The organism is Rhodococcus sp. MEB041 (genome assembly GCF_030208955.1).
GTDB lineage: Bacteria > Actinomycetota > Actinomycetes > Mycobacteriales > Mycobacteriaceae > Rhodococcoides.
The window spans coordinates 307,596-327,446 of the sequence record NZ_JARVSZ010000003.1 but is presented as its reverse complement, the minus strand read 5'-3'; the positions used below and the strand labels follow the sequence as shown (position 1 = coordinate 327,446).

Genomic DNA, 19,851 nt, shown 5'->3' with positions numbered 1-19,851 from the left:
CGGTACTACCTCGATTCCTTCATGGGGTTGCTGCCGTGCTCGTCGAGAAGGTCCAGAGCACAGGCGATATCGGTCACCAGGACGGTGGCGAGACGGCCGCGCAGAGCGGCCCGGATCGCGGCGTGCTTGCGCGCACCGCCGGAGATGAGGAGCGTGGTGGCGCAGTTCCGGATGTCGTCCAGCGGCACCGAGACCGTGCGGTCGGTCAGTGAGCTGTCGACGTCGGCGCCGTCGGAGTCGAAGAACCGACCGCCGATCTCACCGACCGCACCGAGTCGATCGAGTTCGGACAGGAGGTCGGCGTCGAGGAAGCTTCCCTCGAACAGCGTCGTCGACGTCGACACCGGGCCCAGTCCGAAGAACATGAGGTCCGCGGTGCGTCCGGCGTCGAGCGCCTTGGACATCAGCGAGTCCTGTTGCAGCGCGACGACTGTCGCCGGGTCGGCGTAGAGAGGGGCGTTGAGCCGCATCGGCGTCGCCTGCAGTTGCTCGGCGCAGCGGGTGAGGACGAAGTCGACACCGGTCTGGTAATCCGCGGTGCTCATGGATCCGTCCAGCTGCACCACGCGGGCGCAGCGGCTGCCGCGTCCCTGGAGCGACTGCGCCACCGCGACCGTCTCCGGCCCCCACGTGAAACCGAGTGTGTGAGCAGGCTGCACGCGCCGGGTGAGGATGCCCGACGCGGCGCGCCCCACCGCGTCGTACCGACCGCCGGCGTCGTCGATGGTCGACGTGACCACCAGCGCCTCGTCCAGGCCGTACCGCTCCTCGAGTCGACGTTCGAGATCGGTGTGCACCGATCCGCTGATCTCCTCGGGCACGTGGATCTCGATGCGCACGAGCCCGTTCGCCCGAGCCCGAGCGACGAGTCGACCTGCCGTGGGACGGGAGACACCGAGCTTGGTGGCGATCTCCGCCTGGGTCGCGCCCTCGACGTGGTACATCGTCGCCGCACGCAGCGCGAGCCTCAGCTCGTCGCTCGAACTCGGCGTCGTCACGATGTCGCTCCCGGTCGTCGAGGTGAGCATCTGCTCACCTGGTGTTCATCTGCTCACTTAAGCTAACATCCAGGTGTGATCCACACAACAGTCGATTCCATGCGTGCCGCAGTTCTCACCGAACCGGGACACATCGAGACGCAGACGCGACCTGTGCCGACGCCGAACGCAGGTGACGTCCTCGTCCGGGTGGCATCCGTCGGGGTCTGCGGATCGGATGCGCACTACTACCGCGAGGGTCGCATCGGCGACTTCGTCGTCGAGTCGCCGCTCGTTCTGGGCCACGAGGCGTCGGGTGTGATCGTCGCCGTCGGTGACGGCGTCTCCCCTCGGCGAGTCGGGTCGCGAGTGTCCATCGAGCCGCAACGACCCGATCCCGACAGTCGCGAGACCCGATCGGGCCACTACAACCTGTGCCCCCATATGGAGTTCTATGCGACCCCTCCCGTGGACGGTGCCCTCTGTGAGTACGTGACCATCGGATCCACGTTCGCGCACGACGTACCCGACGCCGTGTCCGACGACGCCGCGGCCCTCTTCGAGCCCCTGTCGGTGGCCATCGCGACCGCACGCAAGGGCGGGATCACCGGCGGCTCGCGAGTGTTGATCGCGGGCGCCGGGCCGGTCGGAGTGCTCACGGCGCAGGTCGCACGCGCCTTCGGCGCCACGGAGATCGTCGTGTCGGACATCTCGGCCGACCGCCGCGCCAACGCCACGCGGTACGGGGCGACCCGCGTGATCGACCCGGCGGACGAGTCGGTGCACGACCTCGACGTCGACGTGTTCGTCGACGCGTCGGGCGCACCCCGCGCAGTGCAGGACGGGATGCGCGCCGTGCGCCCTGCGGGCAGAGTGGTGCTCGTGGGCATGGGCGGAGACGCGTACCCGATACCCGTGTCCGTGATCCAGAACCGGGAACTGTGGGTCACCGGCGTCTTCCGCTATGCCGACACCTGGCCCACCGCACTGGAACTCGTCCGCACCGGACGAGTCGAGCTCGACAGCATGGTGACGGGTCGGTTCGACCTGGATCATGTCGAGGACGCACTGAATCACGACCGCACCGACGGCAGCATCAAGGCTGTCGTCACCGTGACACCCAGTCAGGAGACCCTCTCGTGAAGCTGTCCGCTGCCACCCTCGCCCAGCTTCCCGACGACGTGGACGTGCCACGGTACGACCGCTCGGCGATCACCACCGGGATCGTCCACTTCGGCGTCGGCGGCTTCCACCGTGCGCACCAGGCGATGTACGTCGACCGGCTGCTCCGCACCGACTTCGAGTCCGCGTCGAGCTGGGGCATCTGCGGCGTGGGCGTGCTGCCGGGTGATCGCCGTATGAAGGACGTCATGGACGCCCAGGACTGTCTCTACACCCTGGCACTGCGGCACTCCGACGGCTCGTGGGACACTTCGGTCATCGGATCCATCACCGAGTACCTCTTCGCGCCGGACGATCCCGAGGCGGTGATCGAGAAGCTCGCCCACGCCGACACCCGCATCGTCTCTCTCACCGTCACCGAGGGCGGCTACAACTTCTCGGCCACCACGGGCGAGTTCGACGCCGAGAACCCGGCTGTGCGAGCAGATCTGGCCCCCGATGCGGTACCGGGCACGACCTTCGGACTGGTGTGCGAGGCGTTGTCCCGCCGGAAGGATCGCGGGCTCGCGCCGTTCACCATCATGTCGTGCGACAACATCGAGGGCAACGGACACATCGCCCGATCGACCTTCACCGCGTTCGCCCGCCTGAAGGATCCCGCACTGGCACAGTGGATCACGGACACCGCGCAGTTCCCCAACTCCATGGTCGACCGCATCACGCCCGTCACCACACCCGACGTCGTCGACGAGCTCGCCTCACGGTACGACCTCGAGGACCAGTGGCCCGTGGCCGCGGAGCCGTTCACCCAGTGGGCCCTGGAGGATCACTTCACCCTCGGCCGGCCGCCGTTCGAGGACGTGGGCGTGCAGGTCGTCGACGACGTCACACCGTACGAGCTGATGAAGCTGCGTCTGCTCAACGCGAGCCATCAGGCCCTCTGCTACGTCGGATACCTCAGTGGCTACCGGCTCGTGCACGACGTCACGCAGGACGCACTGTTCGCCGAGTTCCTGTTGCGCTACATGGACGAGGAAGCCACTCCCACGCTGCAGCCGGTTCCCGGAATCGACCTGGCCGAGTACAAGAAGACGCTGATCGAGCGCTTCTCCAATCCGGAGATCCGGGACACCGTGGCCCGGCTCTGCGCCGAGTCGTCGGACCGGATCCCGAAGTGGCTGGTCCCGGTGGTACGCACGAACCTCGAGTCCGGAGGGCCGGTCGCACTGTCCGCCACGGTGATCGCGAGCTGGGCGCGCTACGCCGAGGGTGTCGACGAGCAGGGTGAGCCCATCGAGATCGTCGACCGTCTGAAGGACACGCTGACCCCGCTGGCTCGGCAGCAGCGCGACGACCCCCTCGCGTTCGTGCGGAACCGGGAGTTGTTCGGGGATCTGGTGGACGATCCGCGCTTCGTCGACGCCTACACGTCGGCTCTCGACTCCCTGCACACTCGCGGAGCCCGCGCCACCGTGGAGTCGTCGGTGCGCTGACGCGCCCGGAGGCCCTCACACGTGCACCTCCGCCACGGTCCACGCGTGCGCCTGCTCGCTCAGGGTGAAGCCGAGGCCAGGACGTTCGGACAGGTGCATCCGCCCGTCCCGCGTCTCCAGGTGCTCCTCGAACAGCGGATCCAACCAGTCGAAGTGCTCCACCCAGGTCTGCAGAGGATAGGCAGCCGCGAGATGCAGGTGGATCTCCATCGCGAAGTGCGGCGCCATCTGCAGGCCGTGATGCTCGGCGAGTCCTGCGAGCTTCAGGAACTGCGTGATCCCACCGATGCGCGGCGCGTCGGGCTGGATGATGTCGACGGACCCGGCCTCGATCAGGCGCACGTGCTCGCCGACACTGGCCAGCATCTCACCGGTCGCGATGGACGTGTCGAAGGTCCGCGCGAGCATGGCGTGGCCCTCGGCGTCGTAGGCGTCGAGTGGTTCCTCGATCCACACCAGATCGAACTGTTCGAGAATGCGGCACATCCGGGTCGCCGTCGGTCGGTCCCACTGCTGGTTCGCGTCGACCATCAGGGGCACGTCGTCACCCAGGTGCTCGCGCACTGCGGTCACCCGAGCGATGTCCTGGCGCCAGTCCGGCTGTCCCACCTTCAGTTTGATACCGCCGATGCCGGCCGCGAGAGACGCGGTCGCGTTCTCCAGCACCTCCTCGATCGGGGTGTGCAGGAAGCCGCCGGACGTGTTGTACGTCTGCACGGCATCACGGGTGGAGCCGATGAGTTTCGCGAGCGGGAGCCCGGCGCGCTTCGCCTTCAGGTCCCACAGTGCGATGTCGACGGCCGCGATCGCCTGGGTGGCGACGCCGCTGCGACCGACGGAGGCACCGGCCCAGACGAGAGAGCTCCAGATCTTACCGATGTCACTGGGATCCTGACCGATCAGCACAGGCGCGATCTCTCGCGCGTGGGCGAACTGCGCAGGGCCGCCGGCACGTTTGGAGTAGCTGAACCCGATGCCCTCGTGCCCCTGCTCGGTGCGTATCTCGACGAAGAGGAACACCACCTCCGTCATCGGCTTCTGCCGTCCGGTCAGCACTTTCGCGTCGCTGATCGGTGTGGCCAGAGGGAGAACGACGGAGCGCAGGGTGACGTCCGCGATGCGATCGATCGTGGCGGCCCCGGGCGCGAGCGCACGAACGGCCGCGTCGGGCGCGGTGAGCCCGCTGGTCGGCCGGGTGGTGCTGCGCTCGGGGGTCTCTCGCGTGTCGGTCACAGTCGGCTCCTCCATCGGGTACGTGGTCCAGCTCACACGCTAGAAGCCGCACTGATGCGCGTCCAACACTGATGTCGCATCGGTCGATGCCGACCGAGCATCACTGCATGTCCCGACGAGTGGCGCTCCGGCCGCACCACATCGGCATCGAACGATGCGGAAATCGCATGTGTCGGTTCACGATCCGGACCGGTCGATCTCTGACCACGTATCGCCGCAGGTGGGTGACTCGAGCGGCGTCGGCGTCGTCGCCTCGATGGTGACGCGGACGGTCTCGACGACGGCTCGACGCCGTTGACGACCTCGACAACCGCTCCTACGTTGTGTCCACCGTCACAGGATCCGATCACCACAGCCCACCTGTCCGGTGTCACTCGAATCCCCCGTCCACTCGGACGTCATACCCGGAGGTCGACATGAGCCCTGCACCGCGACACCGATCCGGGACGCTCGCCGGCGTGCTCGTCCTCGCGCTCACCGCCTCGGCGTGCTCCGTGGCCAACACGGACCGCAGCTCGGTCACCGATCCGGACACCCTGCGCATCGTCCTGAGTCAGGAACCCCCGACGCTCGAGGCGTGCGACGTCTCGCAGACCTCGATCGGCGTCGTCACGCGGTCGAACATCACCGAACCTCTCATGGAGCGGAACCCCACCACCGGTGATCTCGAACCCAAGCTTGCCGACTCCTGGGAACAGAACTCCGACCGCCAGTGGACGTTCCGTCTGCACCCCGGAGTCACCTTCAGCGACGGTCGACCGTTCGAGGCCGCGGACGCCGCGCACTCCATCGAACGCACCGTGAACTCCGACATCGGATGCAACGTCGAGGGATACGTGTTCGGCGACGCCGATCTGACCGTGGCCGTCGTCGATCCGCTGACCCTGACGGTGGCAGCGCCGAACCCGGATCCCATCCTCCCGCTGCGGATCTCGTTCGTGGAGATGGTCCCACGCACCGCCAGCATCACGGAACGCGAGCGGGAACCGGTCGGCACCGGACCGTTCGCTCTCGACACCTGGGACTACGGCCAGCGGCTGACCCTGGTGCGCAACGATCGGTACTGGGGGCCTCGGCCGGAGTTCGCCCGTGCCGTCTACCAGTGGCGCAGCGAAGGCAGCATCCGCGCGTCGATGGTCTCGGGAGACGAGGCCGACATCGCGACCGGTATCGGACCGGAGGACGGTGCCGGGGACCTGGGTGTGGCCTACCCGAACAACGAGACCACCGCGGTTCGGATCCAGGTCGGGGAGCCACCCCTGGACGACATCCGGGTGCGGCAGGCGATCAACTATTCCATCAACCGGAACGGCATCGTGCACGCCCTCTTTCGCGATCTGGGACGCCCGGCGGCCCAGTTGGTCTCGCCGGGAGTCGTCGGGTACGACGACGATCTCGAGGCGTGGCCGTACGACACGGAGAAGGCGCGAGCACTGCTCGACGAGGCACGAGCGGACGGCGTGCCGGTCGATGCGAAGATCCGACTGATCGGCCGTACCGGTCAGTTCCCGAAGGTCAACGAGACCCTCGAGGTCGTCCAGAACGCACTGTCCGAACTGGGCATGAACATCTCGATCGAGATGATGGACTCGGCCGGTACGTCGCAGTACCAGGAGCGCCCCTTCCCCGCCGACGCCGGCCCGTACCTCCTGGTCATCCAGCACGGCAATCAGGCGGGTGACTCGGCCTTCACCGTCGACCAGTACTTCACGAGTGACGGATTCCAGAGTGCCTACGGAACACCGGAGTTCGACGCGGAGATCGCCGCGGCCGGCCAGCTCACGGGTGACGCCCGGCAGGATGCGTACGCCCGCCTTTTCGAGGAGGAGCCGACGAAGATCATGCAGATGGCGTACATCGCGCACATGGAGGGCGTGCTGGCGAAGTCGGACAGAGTCGACTACACACCCGACTCGGCCACCGTCGACGAGATGCACCTCGCTGCCATGACCCACGCCGACGACGAGTCGAACGCTACGGGGCGCTGACCTACCCGGCACCCTCCGTCAGGTCCCGCACCTCGGCGTAGCGTTCGCGCACCGCCGGGGTCGGTTCCGCCTCGTACCGGGGAATGTCCGCCGCGGCCCAGGTGGGCGGTTCGGCCCCGCCGGACAGCACCCAGGCCGCCTGGCGCGCGGCCCCGTCGGCCACGTACTCACCGGGCGGCGGGACGTCGACGGGCATGCCGAAGACTCCCGGCGCGAGGACGCGCACCGCCTCGGATTTTGCGCCCCCGCCGACGAGCAGCACTCGCGACACGGTCGCACCCTGCGCCACCAGGTGGTCGATCCCGTCGGCGAGACTGCACAGCAGACCCTCGATCGCGGCGCGCGCGAGGTGCGCCGGGGTCGAATTGCTCAGGCGCAGGCCATGAATCGCGCCGGTCGCGTCGGGCCGGTTCGGTGTGCGCTCCCCCTCGAGGTACGGCACCATGACCAGGCTCTGGCTCTCCGTGGACAGCGCGAGCCGCGACAGCTCGTCGTGGTCGACGCCGAGCAGGCGCGCGGTCGCATCGAGCACGCGCGCGGCGTTCAGCGTACAGACGAGAGGCAGTTGACGACCGGTGGCGTCGGCGAAGCCGGCCACCAGTCCCGACGGGTCGCGAGGAGCCACGGTGGACACGGCCGAGACGACGCCGGACGTGCCGATGGAGACCACCAGGTCACCCTCGCCGGCACCCAGAGCCAGTGCCGCAGCGGCATTGTCACCGGTTCCGGGCCCGATGGCCGCGCCTCCGGAAGTCGTGCCGATCCGTGTCGAGGGCGCCGCCACGGTGGGCACGTGCGGGGTGCGCCCGCGTAGCGCGAGACCGAGCAGATCGACGCGGTACTCGTTCGTGGCCGCCGAGAAGTATCCCGTGCCGCTGGCGTCACCCCGATCCGTGGCCAGGGCGTCGAGTCCACGAGCACCGCCGAGGCGCCAGGACAGCCAGTCGTGCGGAAGACAGACTGCCGCAGTGCGATCGGCGTTCTCCGGCTCGTGATCCGCGAGCCACCGCAGCTTTGCCGCGGTGATGGACGCGACCGGCACCACGCCCACGGCGTCGGCCCACTCCTGGCCTCCACCCAGCTCGGTCACCAGGTCGCGCGCCGACTCGGCGGAGCGAGTGTCGTTCCACAGCAACGCCGGTCGGACGGTCTCGCCCGCCTCGTCGAGACACACCATGCCGTGCTGCTGCGCTCCGACGGAGACCGCGTCGACGCCGTCCATTCCACCGGCGTCCGCGAGAGCGGTCTCGAGAGCCTCGTGCCACCGGGCCGGGTCCATCTCGGTGCCGTCGGGATGGCCGGCCCGACCGTGGCGGACCAGCTCACCGGAATCCGCGTCCCGAACAACGATTTTGCACGACTGGGTGGACGAATCGACACCCATCACCAACGCCACGACCTCGTCCCTTCACCGTCACGTGCGTTCCGGCAGCTCACCGGTCCGAGCAGTTCACGCTACCGTGAAGCCATGGCCGCCCACGACGAACCGCGAGAAACCGAGGACGCCCGGTTTCGCCTCGAGGTCATGGGTGCGGCGCTGGAGCTCTTCGAGAGCAAGGGGTACGAGGCCACCACGGTCGACCAGATCGCGGAGAGCGCGGGACTGTCGCGCCGCACGTTCTTCCGGCAGTTCCGGTCCAAGGAGGATGTGGTCTTCCTCGACCACGACGCCACCCTCGCCCATGTGCAGGACTTCCTGGGAACGACCGACCTCGACCCGTACGACGCCGTGTGCGAGGCCGCCGCGCGCGTGTTCGCCCGGTTCTCCGGCACGCCGGACACCACCCGTCGCCGCTACCGCGTCCTGCAGACGGTGCCCGCCCTGCGCGAGCGCGAACTGGTGATGGTGATGCGGTACGAGCGCGTCTTCGTCGACACCCTGCGCCGCGGCGCCCCGACGCAGGAGCCGCTCTCCCTGGTGCAGTTCGCCGCCGCGGTCACGGCGACGCACAACTACCTGCTGCGTACGTGGCTTCGCGACGGGGCCCGAGTGGAGGTCGAGGACGTCCGGCGCGCCCTCGGGGCGGTGAAGCGGCGGTTCGTCACCGACACCGCGGGAGACCGGCCCACCGCACTCGTGTTGCCGCCGGGGACGTCGGTCGCCGACGTCACGACCCTGCTCGCACAGCACTTCGGGGACGGTCTCACCACCACCCCGTGACCTCGCCGAGCGTGCTGTCGACCACCGGCACGAGCGACCGGACGTACGTCGCCGACAGGTGGTGGGAATCGTGGTAGACCAGCACGTTTCCTTCGACGACGCGACACACGTCGGGACCGCAGACCGCATCGGAGAAGTCGACGGGAACCACCGAGGGGAACGGCAGCGACGCGGCGCGGGCCGGATCGATCTCGGACAGGACCTCGCTGCGCGGCAGTCCGCACGACTCGCTGTCGCCGCCGTCGGCAAGGCAGTCCGCGGCGCGATACGGGACGCCCTCCCGGCTGAGCCACGGAGTGTCCCGCACGGCCACGACGGGAAGAGCGAGCGCGGAGAAGCGTGCCCAGACGTCGAGGTACGCGTCGGGTGTGACGTCGCCGAACTCCGTGGGGCTCGGCCGCGTCGAGGTGGTGAACACCCAGTCGGGGCGGTCCGACGCGAGGATGTCGAGCACGTCCGAGGACCAGTCCCGGCAGTCCGGGTAGGGCAGATCCACCAGGAGCGGCTCGCCGATGTCGAGCGGGCACCCCATCTTGAGGTAGGTCACCACGGCGAACCCGCGATCCCGGCCGATCCGGTCGAGTGCGGGGAGCCAGTGCTCGGCATGCGATCCCCCGGCCAGGGCAAGGGTGCGCGTCGCGTCGGGATCGCCGTACACGCACGAGATCACCTCGCGCTGCGTCATGTCCGCGATGCAGCCGTCCAGCGTCGACTGCGGCAGGTCCAGGTCCGCATCGAGCACGGTGGGTCGCATCGGAGCGTCCGGCACGGGAACACCGTCGACGAGCGCGAGCGCCCCCGGGTAGCGATCGTCGGAGCTCACGTCGGCGGTCGGCTGGGCCGTCGCTCGATCGAGGTAGCCCTGCCAGGTCGCGCTCGCCGCGGCGAGGCCGATCGCTCCGACGGTCACCAGGGCGGTGAGGACGCCGCGGCCCGCGCCCCGACGGTGCACCGGCTCCTCCACCCACGAGCGTGTGGCGACGGCCAGGGCGATCGAGACGACCACCACGGCGGATCCCGTCACCACGGTCACCGAGTGCCCGGTTCCGAGCACCGCGATGAGGATCGGCCAGTGCCACAGGTACAGCGGGTAGGCGATGGAGCCGAGGAACTGCAGTGGGCGGGAACCGAGAGCACGGGTCACGGCCGGTGCTCGTGACTCGGGAGCACCCGCACCGGCAAGCACCAGCAGCATCGCGGCCCCGACCGGCACCAGCGCGGCAGGACCGGGGAACTGCGCCGCACCGTCGACGAGGAACCCACAGCCCACCAGCGCGGCAAGTCCGACGACGGCGGCCGCGGCCCGTAGCGCGGCCGGCAGCACCACTCGACCGATCACCAGCCCGGCGATCGCACCGACCGCGAGTTCCCACGTCCGCGCCCCGGTGTCGTAGTAGGCCCACCCCTGGTGGGTGCGGCCGATGTCGGCCGCATAGGTGAACGACACCGCGGCGGCGACCGCGAGCACCGACACCAGCACCGGTGTGGTCAGGTCCCGACGACCACACCGACGGCACGCCGCGGCGACGAGGAACACCACGGCCGTGACACCGACGTAGAACTGCACCTGCACGGACATCGACCACAGGTGCTGGAGCGGACTGACCGACAGATCGGCCGCCGCGTAGTCGGACGCGGTCCGCGCGAGCTCCCAGTTCTGGACGTACGCCAGCGACGCGAGGAGCTGCCGCGTCGTCGCGTCCCACATCGTGAAGGGTCTGTCCCACACGGTCCAGAGGGCCACCGCGCCGAACACCACCACCGCCGCGGGGTACAGGCGTCGGGCGGTGCGGACGACGAGGGGCCGCAGGACCGGACCGTCGGCTCGCTCGACGCGGCGCAGCACCATCGACGTGAAGAAGAAGCCGGACAGGACGAGGAAGACGTCGACACCGCCCGAGACCCTGCCGAACCAGATGTGGAAGACGACCACGAGGGCGATCGCCAGCCCGCGGAGACCGTCCAGATCGACGCGGTGGCCCGGCCTGCGCGCGCCGACTGCCCGGGCACCCGGCGCACGGGTCGTCGCCTGGTGGTGCACGACCACCAGAATAAGGGACGGACGGTACGGGTCCGGAGCACCCACACGTGACCAGTGACACCAAGTGCCACGCAGCCATGGTCACCGGCCGGTCGGTCCGGTACGCTGGCCACATTCCGTGACACCGAGTGCCACGACCCTCTCACCACGACGAACGGACATCCCATGGCCGGCAACCCCAGCTTCGACCTCTTCCAGCTCGCCGACGAGCACAACGAGCTCCGCGAGGCCATCCGCGCACTCTCCGAGAAGGAGATCGCGCCGTACGCCACCGAGGTCGACGAGCAGGAGCGCTTCCCCGACGAGGCCTTGAAGGCTCTCAACGCCTCCGGCTTCAACGCGGTGCACATTCCCGAGGAGTACGGCGGCCAGGGCGCCGACTCCGTCGCGGCCTGCATGGTGATCGAGGAGGTCGCCCGCGTGTGCGGTTCCTCCTCCCTGATCCCCGCCGTGAACAAGCTCGGCACCATGGGCCTCATCCTCAGCGGCAACGAGGACCTCAAGCAGAAGGTGCTGCCCTCCATCGCCGAGGGCGAGATGGCCTCCTACGGACTGTCCGAGCGTGAGGCGGGCTCCGACGCCGCCGGCATGAAGACCCGCGCCAAGGCGGACGGCGACGACTGGATCCTGAACGGCTCGAAGGCGTGGATCACCAACGCCGGCAAGTCGACCTGGTACACCGTCATGGCCGTCACCGATCCCGAGAAGAAGGCCAACGGCATCTCGGCGTTCATGGTGCACAAGGACGACGAGGGCTTCTCTGTCGGCGAGAAGGAGCGCAAGCTCGGCATCAAGGGCAGCCCCACCCGCGAGCTGTACTTCGAGAACTGCCGCATCCCCGGAGACCGCATCATCGGTGAGCCCGGCACCGGCTTCAAGACGGCACTCGCGACGCTCGACCACACCCGTCCCACCATCGGCGCGCAGGCCGTCGGCATCGCGCAGGGCGCTCTCGACGCGGCCATCGCGTACACCAAGGACCGCAAGCAGTTCGGCAAGGCCATCAGCACGTTCCAGGGCGTCGAGTTCATGCTCGCCGACATGGCGATGGAGATCGAGGCGGCCCGCCTCATGGTGTACTCGGCAGCCGCTCGCGCCGAGCGCGGCGAGAAGAACCTCGGCTTCATCTCCGCCGCCTCCAAGTGCTTCGCCTCGGACGTCGCCATGAAGGTGACCACCGACGCGGTGCAGCTCTTCGGTGGCGCCGGCTACACGCGCGACTTCCCTGTCGAGCGCATGATGCGTGACGCCAAGATCACGCAGATCTACGAGGGCACCAACCAGATTCAGCGCGTCGTCATGTCGCGCGCACTGCTGCGCTGACGCCGGTGGCGGGACCGCCGTGCGTCACTCGCTCGGCGGTGCCGCCCGCAACCGGTCGATCTCGCGCCGGTCCCGCTTCGTCGGCCTCCCGGCTCCGCGATCGCGAACGGGCACCGCGGCGAACAGTTCCCGTGGCGGTGGGGGCGGGCTCCGGTCGATGTAGCACGCCACCGCGGCCGGGGCTCCCACTCGCTTGTTCACGAGCTGAGTGACCTCGACGATCTTCTCGAATCCCCCTGCGCGGATGCGTACCTCGTCACCGGGCACTACGTGCTGCGCCGGCTTGGCGGCGCTGCCGTTGATCTTCACGTGTCCGCCGCGGCACGCCGACGCGGCGGCGGAGCGCGTCTTGAACAGCCGCACCGACCACGTCCAGGCGTCGATGCGCGTCACAGCTCGTGCACCACGACGTCCGAGACGGCACCGCCGCTCAGGGTCAGCGTCATGTAGGTGCAGTGCGGTTGCCGCCGACGGTCGGTCGGCGAACCCGGGTTGAGCAGGCGCATCCCGTTGTCGGACAGCGTGTCCCACGGAATGTGGCTGTGCCCGAACACGAGCAGGTCGGTGTCCGGGAACTGCGCGTCCATCCGCTTCTCCCGTCCCCCCTTCGCCCCGGTCTCGTGCGTCACCACCATGCGTACGCCCTCGACCGTCCGCCGTGCGACCTCCGGCAACCGCGCACGGAGATCGTCACCGTCGTTGTTGCCCCAGCAGGCGAGCAGATCGGTCGACCGTTCCTCGAGCGCGTCCAGCAACGACGGCGCCATCCAGTCACCCGCGTGCACCACCAGGTCGGCCGCGTCCACCGCGTCCCACACCGCGGCGGGCAGATCCCGCGCGCGGGTGGGGACGTGGGTGTCGGCGAGCAGCAGCAACTTCACGTCAGTCTTTCGGCCCGCCCGCGACGTACACGACCTGGCCGGACACGAATCCTGCACCCTCACTGCAGAAGAAGGATGCCGTGTGGGCGATGTCCTCGGGCTGACCGATGCGGTTGACCGGGATCTGCGACGCGGCACCCTTCTTGAAGTCCTCGAACGGCACGCCGACGCGCTCGGCCGTCGCCGCCGTCATCTCCGTCTCGACGAAGCCGGGTGCGATCGCGTTGACGGTGACGTTGTAGCGGCCCAGCTCGATGGCGAGGGTCTTGGTGAAGCCCTGCATGCCGGCCTTGGCGGCCGCGTAGTTGGCCTGACCGCGGTTGCCCAGCGCCGAGGTGGACGACAGGTTGACGATGCGTCCCCACTTGGCCTCGACCTGATGCTTCTGCACCTCGCGGGACATGAGGAACGATCCGCGCAGATGCACGCCGAGCACGGCGTCCCAGTCGTCGACCGACATCTTGAAGAGAAGATTGTCGCGCAGGATGCCGGCGTTGTTCACCAGCACCGTGGGCGCCCCGAAGTCGGTGGCGATGCGCTCGACCGCAGAGACGACCGACTGCTCGTCCGCGACGTTCGCGCCGACGGCGATGGCCTGACCACCGGCTGCGGTGATCGCGTCCACCGTGCCGGCACACGCCGCCTCGTCGAGATCGACGACGGCGACACCGAAGCCGTCCGCGGCGAGACGTCGGGCGACGGCGGCACCGATTCCTCGCGCGCTTCCCGTGACGATTGCTGTCCTGACCTGCTCGCTCACGACTACCCTCTTTCTCATCTCGGCCCCGAAACCCCGCGGCTCCCACTCTTTCTATCAAGTCACAGGAGTCGGCGGACCACCCCTGCTCGAGAAAGAGGCTCACCATGACGACCCGACTGAATCCGTACCTGTCGTTCCGGGACACGGCGCGGGAGGCGATGGAGTTCTATCGCACCGTGTTCGGCGGAGAACTCACGCTGTCGACGTTCGGTGACTCGGGCATGCCTGTCGAGGAGTCCGAGTCGGGCAACGTCATGCACGGTCAGCTCGACACCCTGAGCGGCTTCACGCTGATGGGCGCCGACACTCCGTCGTCGGTGGAGGTGAGCACCAACGGCACGGTGTCCCTGAGCGGCGACGACGAGCCAGAACTGCGCGGCTACTGGGACGCGCTCGCCGCGGGCGGCACCCTCGGCGTCCCGCTCGAGACGGCCCCGTGGGGCGACACCTTCGGGATACTCACCGACCGGTTCGGGATCGGCTGGATGGTGAACATCGCCGGCAGCTAGCTGCCGACGGTCACATGGCCGGCAGCTAGCTGCCGAACGCGAGCGGCAGGTCGCGACGGAAGGTGACCTCGTCGAACTCCCGCCCGTACTCGTCGACCGCGGCGATGCGCATCCGACTCGGTGTGATGCCGGGGATCCCGGGCGTCACGTCCGCGCGGACGAACGAGTAGTTGCGGAATCGCACCCGTGACCAGGTGAGCGACTCGGGCACCTTCGAACCGTCCGCGGCGACGACGTAGCTGTTCGGCACCGACGTGTCGGCCACCTCGTTGCCGCGGTAGCTCTCGGGTTCGCCGTCCTGGAACCCGTAACGCGGGCGCCCACCGCCGCCCACCGTGTAGTAGACGGTGCCGTCCGAGACCGAGGTGACCTCCGACCGGTCACCGGCGACGCGGGTCGGCGAGCCGCCGCGGATCGGATCGGACCGCTCGAACACGTGGTTGTGCGCCTGCAGCACCACATCGACGTGGTACCGGTCGAAGAGCCCCGCCCACGCACTGCGGACGCCGCCGTCGCTCGCGTGGTCCTTCGTCGTCGAGTACGCGCAGTGGTGGAAGAAGCAGACGATGAAGTCGACGGCCGGATCGGCCCGGTAGCGCGCCAGGGTCGACTCCACCCATCCCGTCTGACGTCCGCCGCTGTAGCCCGTGTTCGCGCGGATCTCGTTCGAGACGTCGTTGGCGTCGAGCGAGAGCACGGCGACGTTGCCGTGGACGAACGAGTAGACCGACGGGCACCCGGCGGGGCCGTTGTCCGGCTGGTCCAATCGTGCTGCGTGGCCGCCGTATCCGTTCGGCCCGTACAGCGCCTCCATGTCGTGATTTCCGGTCGCGAAGAGCCAGGGCGTCGACGCCGCGCTCTGCTCGATCGCCGCGAGGTAGCCGTCCCAGACGTACGGGTTGAACTTGTCGAAGGCCTTGTCGACGGTGCCGCCACTGGGTACGAAGCGAGGAGTGCGGCCCTGTCCCGACGGGTCCGCGTACGCGATGTCGCCCGCGAGGATGTGGAAGTCGGGCCGCGAGTCGGCGATCTGGCGCACGATGTTGGCCGCGTGCTTGGCCGACGGCTCGTTGTCGGGCTTGTAGTACAGATCGTCGTAGTCACCGGGCTTCAGGCCGGGAGGCTGGGTCGGCGTCTCGTCGACGCCTTGATCTCCCATCATCGTGAACCGGAACGGCGCGAGCCGGCCCGGCGGCAGAGCCGGTGCGGCACTGCGGACATCGCTGACGTAGCCGTCGGCGGTGCGCCACCGGTAGTAGTGCGGAAGACGCGGAGTGAGCCCGTCCACCGGAACGTGCACGTAGAACTGCTCGGCCGCCAGGATGCCGCCGTCGGACCGCGGTACCTGGCTCACCAGGTTGCGCACCTCGGCCGACGTCGTGGCGCCCAGTGCCGGGGTCGGACCGTGGTCGAGAAACACCCCGGTGAGTCCGGGATTGCGGGAGAGCTGCGCCGAGAACCGGAGCTGCGTCGCGGCGTCGGAGCCGAAGGAGAGATGCCGTCCTCCGACGGTCAGCGGCGCGTCCTGCGCGTAGGCGACGCGATTCCAACCGGGGTTTCCCACCCCGGCCGCCGCGGCGACGGCGGCAGCACCCACGAGGAAGTTGCGACGGGACACCCGATGGCGACGGAGATTGCTCAGGTGCCAGTCGTGCTGCTCGGCGATGGAAGCGTTCGCCGCGATGTGGGCGGGGACTCCTGTGTCGACGATCTCCCCGGCCGGATTCAGTGCGTTCTCCACCATGGAGACGACGCTGCTCCCGTCACCTCGACGTCAGGCGCACGGCAGGCGAGCAGGAGCCGAACCGAATGTGAACAACGATGCAGCACATGACATTTCGGTCTGACCGGACAAAACCACCAGTCAGTACTGGCGGACCGACAACTCCACGGCCACCTGAAGGTACTCGGCGACGGTGCGCGCGATGGAGACCGGCTTGTCGGGGAGCACGATGTCCGGCACGTCGATGTGCACGCTCGCCGAGCGGTACCTGCCGGGCGGCGGTCCGTAGTGCAGCCCCATCACCACGAGCCTCGGTTCGACGCCGCGAGTCCGTGCGCGCGCGACGATGTGCCCGATCCCGCTCCCGACGTGCTGGAGCACCGTCGGATCACCGTCGTTGCACGTGCCCTCCGGGAAGATCGCGAGATCGTCACCACGAGAAAGCCTTTCGGCACACACGTCCATCATGAGATTGCCGGCCCGAGACACGGCGCGCAGACCGTGGTCGCGGCTGCGGAACACCGGGATGCCGCCCATCATCTCGATGCGACGTCGTTGCGACGTCCGCTCGGCGATGCGGCGGGTCCGCGGGCGGTTCGGTTCGGTCTCGACGAACAGCTCGTCCTTGGCCAGGACGCGGGTGCGGCCGATGACGGGTCGCAGCGCGCTGGACCACGCGGCGGCGGCGACCGTGTACGGGTCGGTCTCGCTGACGTGGTTCACGGCCAGGATGAACCGCGTGTCGTCGTAGATGAGGGAGCGGAGGCGTTCGCGAGCACCGTCGCCGTACCGGACGCGGGGTCGGAACCGTCCGGCGAGAGCCCCGTAGGCGAGCCGCGTGACGCGTCGATTCTGCTGATGCTCCCGGTAGTACTCGTACACGGCGTCGGCGTTCTCGAGGGCGACCACGGGGCGATCCATGCTCGAATCGTAGGCGTTCGCCCTGTTCCACCTATTTGTTCTGACAAATCGAGCGCGCCGTGTATGGTCTGGGTCACAGACGGAAACCCCGTCGGAGGCGGACCCGCAGGTCGGCCACGTGAAGTGAGAGGAACGGGCACCGTGACCACCACCACAGCCCCGCACCGCGTCGTCGTCGTCGGCTCCGGATTCGGCGGCCTGTTCGCGACCAAGGCCCTGCGCCGCAGCGACGTCGACGTGACGATCGTGGCGCGCACCGCGCACCACCTCTTCCAGCCGTTGCTCTACCAGGTGGCCACCGGGATCCTCTCCGAGGGCGAGATCGCGCCCTCCACCCGTCTCATCCTCAAGAACCAGGCGAATGCCGCCGTCGTGCTCGGCGACGTCACGGAGGTGGACCTCGAGGCGCGCACCGTCGTCTCGGTCAGCCGTGGCCGCGTCACCGTCACTCCGTACGACAGCCTCGTCGTCGCCGCGGGCGCCGGCCAGTCCTACTTCGGCAACGATCACTTCGCCGAGTTCGCCCCCGGCATGAAGACGCTCGACGACGCCCTCGAGCTGCGCGGGCGCATCATGAACGCGTTCGACGCCGCCGAACTCACCACCGACCCCGTCGAGCGCGCACGGCTGCTCACGTTCGTCGTCGTCGGCGCCGGCCCCACGGGTGTCGAGATGGCGGGCCAGATCGCCGAGCTCTCGCGCCGCACCCTCGCCGGAACGTTCCGCACGATCGACAGCCGCGACGCCCGCGTGATTCTGCTCGACGCGGCCCCGAAGGTGTTGCCGCCCTTCGCCGACTCGCTGGGCGAGAATGCTCGACGACGTCTCGAGAAGGTCGGCGTCGAGGTCGAGCTGGGCGCCGCGGTCACCGACGTCGACGCCGACGGATTATCTGTCCGCGACAGCGACGGCACCGAGCGCCGCATCGAGTCATCCTGCAAGGTCTGGTCGGCCGGTGTCTCCGCGAGCCCGCTCGCGGCACAGCTCGCGGCGAAGTCCGGGGCCGAGGTCGACCGCGCGGGCCGCGTGCTCGTCGAGGCCGATCTGACACTGCCGGGCCACCCCGAGGTCTTCGTGGTCGGCGACATGATGGCGCGCGACAAGCTCCCCGGCGTCGCCCAGGTGGCGATCCAGGGCGGCCGCTACGCCGCGCGGTGCATCACTGCCGACGTCCGCGCCGCTGCCACCGACACACCGCGCTCCGAGCGCACCCCGTTCCGCTACCGGGACAAGGGCAGCATGGCGACCGTGACGCGGTTCTCGGCCGTGGCGCAGGTGGGACCCGTCAAGATCACCGGCTTCCTGGCATGGCTGATGTGGCTCGCGGTGCACCTCGTCTACATCGTCGGATTCAAGAGCCGACTCACCACCGTCTTCAACTGGACGTGGACGTTCCTCGGCCGAGCGCGCACCCAGCTGACCGTCACGCAGCAGCAGATGCACGCGCGCACGGCACTCGGCAGGCTCGTCGTGCTCGAGGACGCCCGCCGGGAGCGGGACGCGGGAGCCGCGGCACGCGAGGACGCTCGCGCCAGCTGAGTACTGTTCCGGTACATGGGCAGTCGACTCTCCGCTCTCCTCGTCGCCTCCCACCCCGGCCCCGCCGCCGCGGTCACGACGTTCGTCGCACTGCTGTCGGTCAGCATCGGCCCACCCTCGGCGGGGCTCCTCGTCGTCGTGGTCGTGGCGGTGCTGAGCGGGCAGCTGATCGTGGGCTGGACCAACGATCTGATCGACGCCCCGCGGGACACCGCGGTCGGCCGCACGGACAAACCGCTCGCCGTCGGCCGCCTCGACCCCGCCACCGTGCGGGTGAGCGTCGCAGTCGCGGCGGTGGTCTGCGTGGTGTTCTCCATGCTGTGCGGCGTCGTTCCGGGTGCGGTGCACCTCGTGCTGGGAGTCGGGTCGGCCCTCGCCTACAACCTCGGTCTGAAATCCACCGTCGTGTCGTGGCTGCCGTACACCGTCGCGTTCGGATCGGCGCCCGTGGTCGTCTCGCTCACCGTGGTCGACGCGATGCCGCCGTGGTGGATGATCACGGTAGGGGCGCTGCTCGGCTTCGGCGCCCACCTGGTCAACGTGCTGCCCGACATCGCCGACGACACGGCGACGGGAGTCCGCGGGCTGGCACACCGACTCCCTGCTCGCGTGGTCGCTCCACTCGCCGCGGGGGTGCTCGTCACCGCATCGATCGTGGGGGTCGTGGGGAGCGGGGCTCTCGGGCGCACCGGGGTGTCGACCGCAGCGGGCGGAGCCGCTTTGGCCGTCGTGGTCGTCGCCGCATGGATCGCGTCGACGAGCAGCGGGCGGACACCGTTCCGCGCGGCCATCGTCATCGCCGGCGTGACAGTGCTGGTGCTACTGCTTCCGCGCTGACGTCTCGGCGGCAGGGGTCAGGTCGCCGGCGGCCTCGAGGTCGTCGGTGTCGCGGAACACCAGGCACCCGTTGTCCAGGGCCACCGCCCACCGGTGCGCCACGGCCCAGTCCCGACCCACGGACGACGAGTCCACGAAGTCGGCGAAGTCCTCGACGATCGATCCCGTCTCGAGAGGCCACGTCGTCGGATCCGAGTCGCGGTCGATCGAGTGCCGGGTACGTACCCGCGCACCGACCTCGAACGTCGGCGGCGGCCCGGTCGGCTCCTGCGGCGTCGCTGCGCCGGGATTGTTCAGGGTCGATGTCATGGCAGCCTCCTGCTGTTTCCTCGGTGCGGTTTCC

Annotated in this window: 18 protein-coding genes; 8 read left to right on the top strand and 10 right to left on the bottom strand. The window is 69.1% G+C overall.

Annotation, left to right across the window (positions count from 1 at the left end; translation table 11 throughout):
- Nucleotides 1-5: 5 nt before the first annotated feature.
- Nucleotides 6-1,028 carry a sugar-binding transcriptional regulator gene (locus QRN16_RS11395; RefSeq protein WP_027506154.1) on the bottom strand — a complete coding sequence of 341 codons (1,023 nt, stop codon included), beginning with the start codon at nt 1,026-1,028 and terminating at the stop codon, nt 6-8.
- 69 nt (nt 1,029-1,097) lie between these two features.
- On the opposite strand from QRN16_RS11395, the gene QRN16_RS11390 reads away from it, so the two are divergent.
- Both QRN16_RS11390 and QRN16_RS11385 read left to right on the top strand, forming a co-directional pair.
- A complete protein-coding gene (locus QRN16_RS11390) occupies nt 1,098-2,120 on the top strand; it encodes an NAD(P)-dependent alcohol dehydrogenase (protein ID WP_285186731.1) in 1,023 nt (340 codons plus the stop codon).
- Complete coding sequence (locus QRN16_RS11385) at nt 2,117-3,592, top strand: mannitol dehydrogenase family protein (protein WP_285186728.1); 1,476 nt, start codon at nt 2,117-2,119, stop codon at nt 3,590-3,592. The genes QRN16_RS11390 and QRN16_RS11385 overlap by 4 nt, the downstream gene beginning before the upstream one ends.
- Before the next feature lie 15 nt (nt 3,593-3,607).
- Here the strand turns inward: QRN16_RS11385 and QRN16_RS11380 are convergent, their stop codons facing one another.
- Nucleotides 3,608-4,825 carry an L-talarate/galactarate dehydratase gene (locus QRN16_RS11380; protein ID WP_285186726.1) on the bottom strand — a complete coding sequence of 406 codons (1,218 nt, stop codon included), beginning with the start codon at nt 4,823-4,825 and terminating at the stop codon, nt 3,608-3,610.
- A 416-nt stretch (nt 4,826-5,241) separates the two neighbouring features.
- Here QRN16_RS11380 and QRN16_RS11375 point away from each other — a divergent pair, with 416 nt between their 5' ends.
- Nucleotides 5,242-6,813 (top strand): ABC transporter substrate-binding protein, encoded by a 1,572-nt coding sequence (locus QRN16_RS11375; RefSeq protein WP_222632229.1) that lies wholly within the window; start codon nt 5,242-5,244, stop codon nt 6,811-6,813.
- 1 nt (nt 6,814) lies between these two features.
- Here QRN16_RS11375 and QRN16_RS11370 read toward each other — a convergent pair whose 3' ends face one another.
- Nucleotides 6,815-8,209 (bottom strand): xylulokinase, encoded by a 1,395-nt coding sequence (locus tag QRN16_RS11370; RefSeq protein ID WP_285186722.1) that lies wholly within the window; start codon nt 8,207-8,209, stop codon nt 6,815-6,817.
- A gap of 72 nt (nt 8,210-8,281) precedes the next feature.
- On the opposite strand from QRN16_RS11370, the gene QRN16_RS11365 reads away from it, so the two are divergent.
- Complete coding sequence (locus QRN16_RS11365) at nt 8,282-8,974, top strand: TetR family transcriptional regulator (RefSeq protein WP_285186720.1); 693 nt, start codon at nt 8,282-8,284, stop codon at nt 8,972-8,974.
- Here the strand turns inward: QRN16_RS11365 and QRN16_RS11360 are convergent.
- On the bottom strand, nt 8,958-11,015 hold the full coding sequence (locus tag QRN16_RS11360; RefSeq protein ID WP_285186718.1) for an acyltransferase family protein: 2,058 nt from the start codon (nt 11,013-11,015) through the stop codon (nt 8,958-8,960). The two genes, QRN16_RS11365 and QRN16_RS11360, sit on opposite strands and share 17 nt — an antisense overlap.
- A gap of 165 nt (nt 11,016-11,180) precedes the next feature.
- On the opposite strand from QRN16_RS11360, the gene QRN16_RS11355 reads away from it, so the two are divergent.
- Nucleotides 11,181-12,338, top strand: coding sequence for an acyl-CoA dehydrogenase (locus tag QRN16_RS11355; protein WP_222646367.1), 1,158 nt, complete (start codon nt 11,181-11,183; stop codon nt 12,336-12,338).
- Nucleotides 12,339-12,362: 24 nt separating this feature from the next.
- On the opposite strand, the gene QRN16_RS11350 is transcribed toward QRN16_RS11355, so the two are convergent.
- The 3 genes from QRN16_RS11350 to QRN16_RS11340 are packed head-to-tail and all read right to left on the bottom strand — an operon-like array spanning nt 12,363 to nt 13,979.
- Nucleotides 12,363-12,731: an RNA-binding S4 domain-containing protein gene (locus tag QRN16_RS11350; protein ID WP_027506141.1), complete on the bottom strand. Its 369-nt coding sequence runs from the start codon at nt 12,729-12,731 to the stop codon at nt 12,363-12,365.
- The gene (locus QRN16_RS11345) at nt 12,728-13,219 is read right to left on the bottom strand and encodes a metallophosphoesterase family protein (protein ID WP_056441151.1); all 492 of its coding nucleotides are present in this window, start codon (nt 13,217-13,219) and stop codon (nt 12,728-12,730) included. The genes QRN16_RS11350 and QRN16_RS11345 overlap by 4 nt, the downstream gene beginning before the upstream one ends.
- Before the next feature lies 1 nt (nt 13,220).
- Nucleotides 13,221-13,979, bottom strand: a complete 759-nt coding sequence (locus tag QRN16_RS11340) for an SDR family oxidoreductase (protein ID WP_285186714.1) — start codon at nt 13,977-13,979, stop codon at nt 13,221-13,223.
- A 104-nt stretch (nt 13,980-14,083) separates the two neighbouring features.
- Here QRN16_RS11340 and QRN16_RS11335 point away from each other — a divergent pair, with 104 nt between their 5' ends.
- Entirely contained in the window at nt 14,084-14,488 is a 405-nt protein-coding gene (locus tag QRN16_RS11335; RefSeq protein ID WP_285186712.1) for a VOC family protein, read from the top strand.
- A gap of 25 nt (nt 14,489-14,513) precedes the next feature.
- On the opposite strand, the gene QRN16_RS11330 is transcribed toward QRN16_RS11335, so the two are convergent.
- Together QRN16_RS11330 and QRN16_RS11325 are read right to left on the bottom strand one after the other, a co-directional pair.
- Entirely contained in the window at nt 14,514-16,232 is a 1,719-nt protein-coding gene (locus QRN16_RS11330) for a metallophosphoesterase family protein (protein ID WP_285186710.1), read from the bottom strand.
- Between the two features lie 120 nt (nt 16,233-16,352).
- The gene (locus QRN16_RS11325; RefSeq protein WP_285186708.1) at nt 16,353-17,132 is read right to left on the bottom strand and encodes a lysophospholipid acyltransferase family protein; all 780 of its coding nucleotides are present in this window, start codon (nt 17,130-17,132) and stop codon (nt 16,353-16,355) included.
- Between the two features lie 141 nt (nt 17,133-17,273).
- On the opposite strand from QRN16_RS11325, the gene QRN16_RS11320 reads away from it, so the two are divergent.
- Entirely contained in the window at nt 17,274-18,671 is a 1,398-nt protein-coding gene (locus QRN16_RS11320) for an NAD(P)/FAD-dependent oxidoreductase (RefSeq protein WP_285186706.1), read from the top strand.
- Nucleotides 18,672-18,686: 15 nt separating this feature from the next.
- Entirely contained in the window at nt 18,687-19,508 is an 822-nt protein-coding gene (locus QRN16_RS11315) for a UbiA family prenyltransferase (protein WP_285186704.1), read from the top strand.
- On the opposite strand, the gene QRN16_RS11310 is transcribed toward QRN16_RS11315, so the two are convergent.
- Entirely contained in the window at nt 19,491-19,817 is a 327-nt protein-coding gene (locus QRN16_RS11310) for a hypothetical protein (RefSeq protein ID WP_222632237.1), read from the bottom strand. The two genes, QRN16_RS11315 and QRN16_RS11310, sit on opposite strands and share 18 nt — an antisense overlap.
- Nucleotides 19,818-19,851: the final 34 nt, after the last annotated feature.

What these genes read in the sequence shown, in the direction of transcription:
- QRN16_RS11395 (WP_027506154.1), bottom strand. Translation starts at nt 1,028, where the DNA reads ATGCTCACCTCGACGACCGGGAGCGACATCGTGACGACGCCGAGTTCG.
- QRN16_RS11390 (WP_285186731.1), top strand. Translation starts at nt 1,098, where the DNA reads ATGCGTGCCGCAGTTCTCACCGAACCGGGACACATCGAGACGCAGACG.
- QRN16_RS11375 (WP_222632229.1), top strand. Translation starts at nt 5,242, where the DNA reads ATGAGCCCTGCACCGCGACACCGATCCGGGACGCTCGCCGGCGTGCTC.
- QRN16_RS11365 (WP_285186720.1), top strand. Translation starts at nt 8,282, where the DNA reads ATGGCCGCCCACGACGAACCGCGAGAAACCGAGGACGCCCGGTTTCGC.
- QRN16_RS11355 (WP_222646367.1), top strand. Translation starts at nt 11,181, where the DNA reads ATGGCCGGCAACCCCAGCTTCGACCTCTTCCAGCTCGCCGACGAGCAC.
- QRN16_RS11335 (WP_285186712.1), top strand. Translation starts at nt 14,084, where the DNA reads ATGACGACCCGACTGAATCCGTACCTGTCGTTCCGGGACACGGCGCGG.
- QRN16_RS11330 (WP_285186710.1), bottom strand. Translation starts at nt 16,232, where the DNA reads ATGGTGGAGAACGCACTGAATCCGGCCGGGGAGATCGTCGACACAGGA.
- QRN16_RS11325 (WP_285186708.1), bottom strand. Translation starts at nt 17,132, where the DNA reads ATGGATCGCCCCGTGGTCGCCCTCGAGAACGCCGACGCCGTGTACGAG.
- QRN16_RS11315 (WP_285186704.1), top strand. Translation starts at nt 18,687, where the DNA reads ATGGGCAGTCGACTCTCCGCTCTCCTCGTCGCCTCCCACCCCGGCCCC.
- QRN16_RS11310 (WP_222632237.1), bottom strand. Translation starts at nt 19,817, where the DNA reads ATGACATCGACCCTGAACAATCCCGGCGCAGCGACGCCGCAGGAGCCG.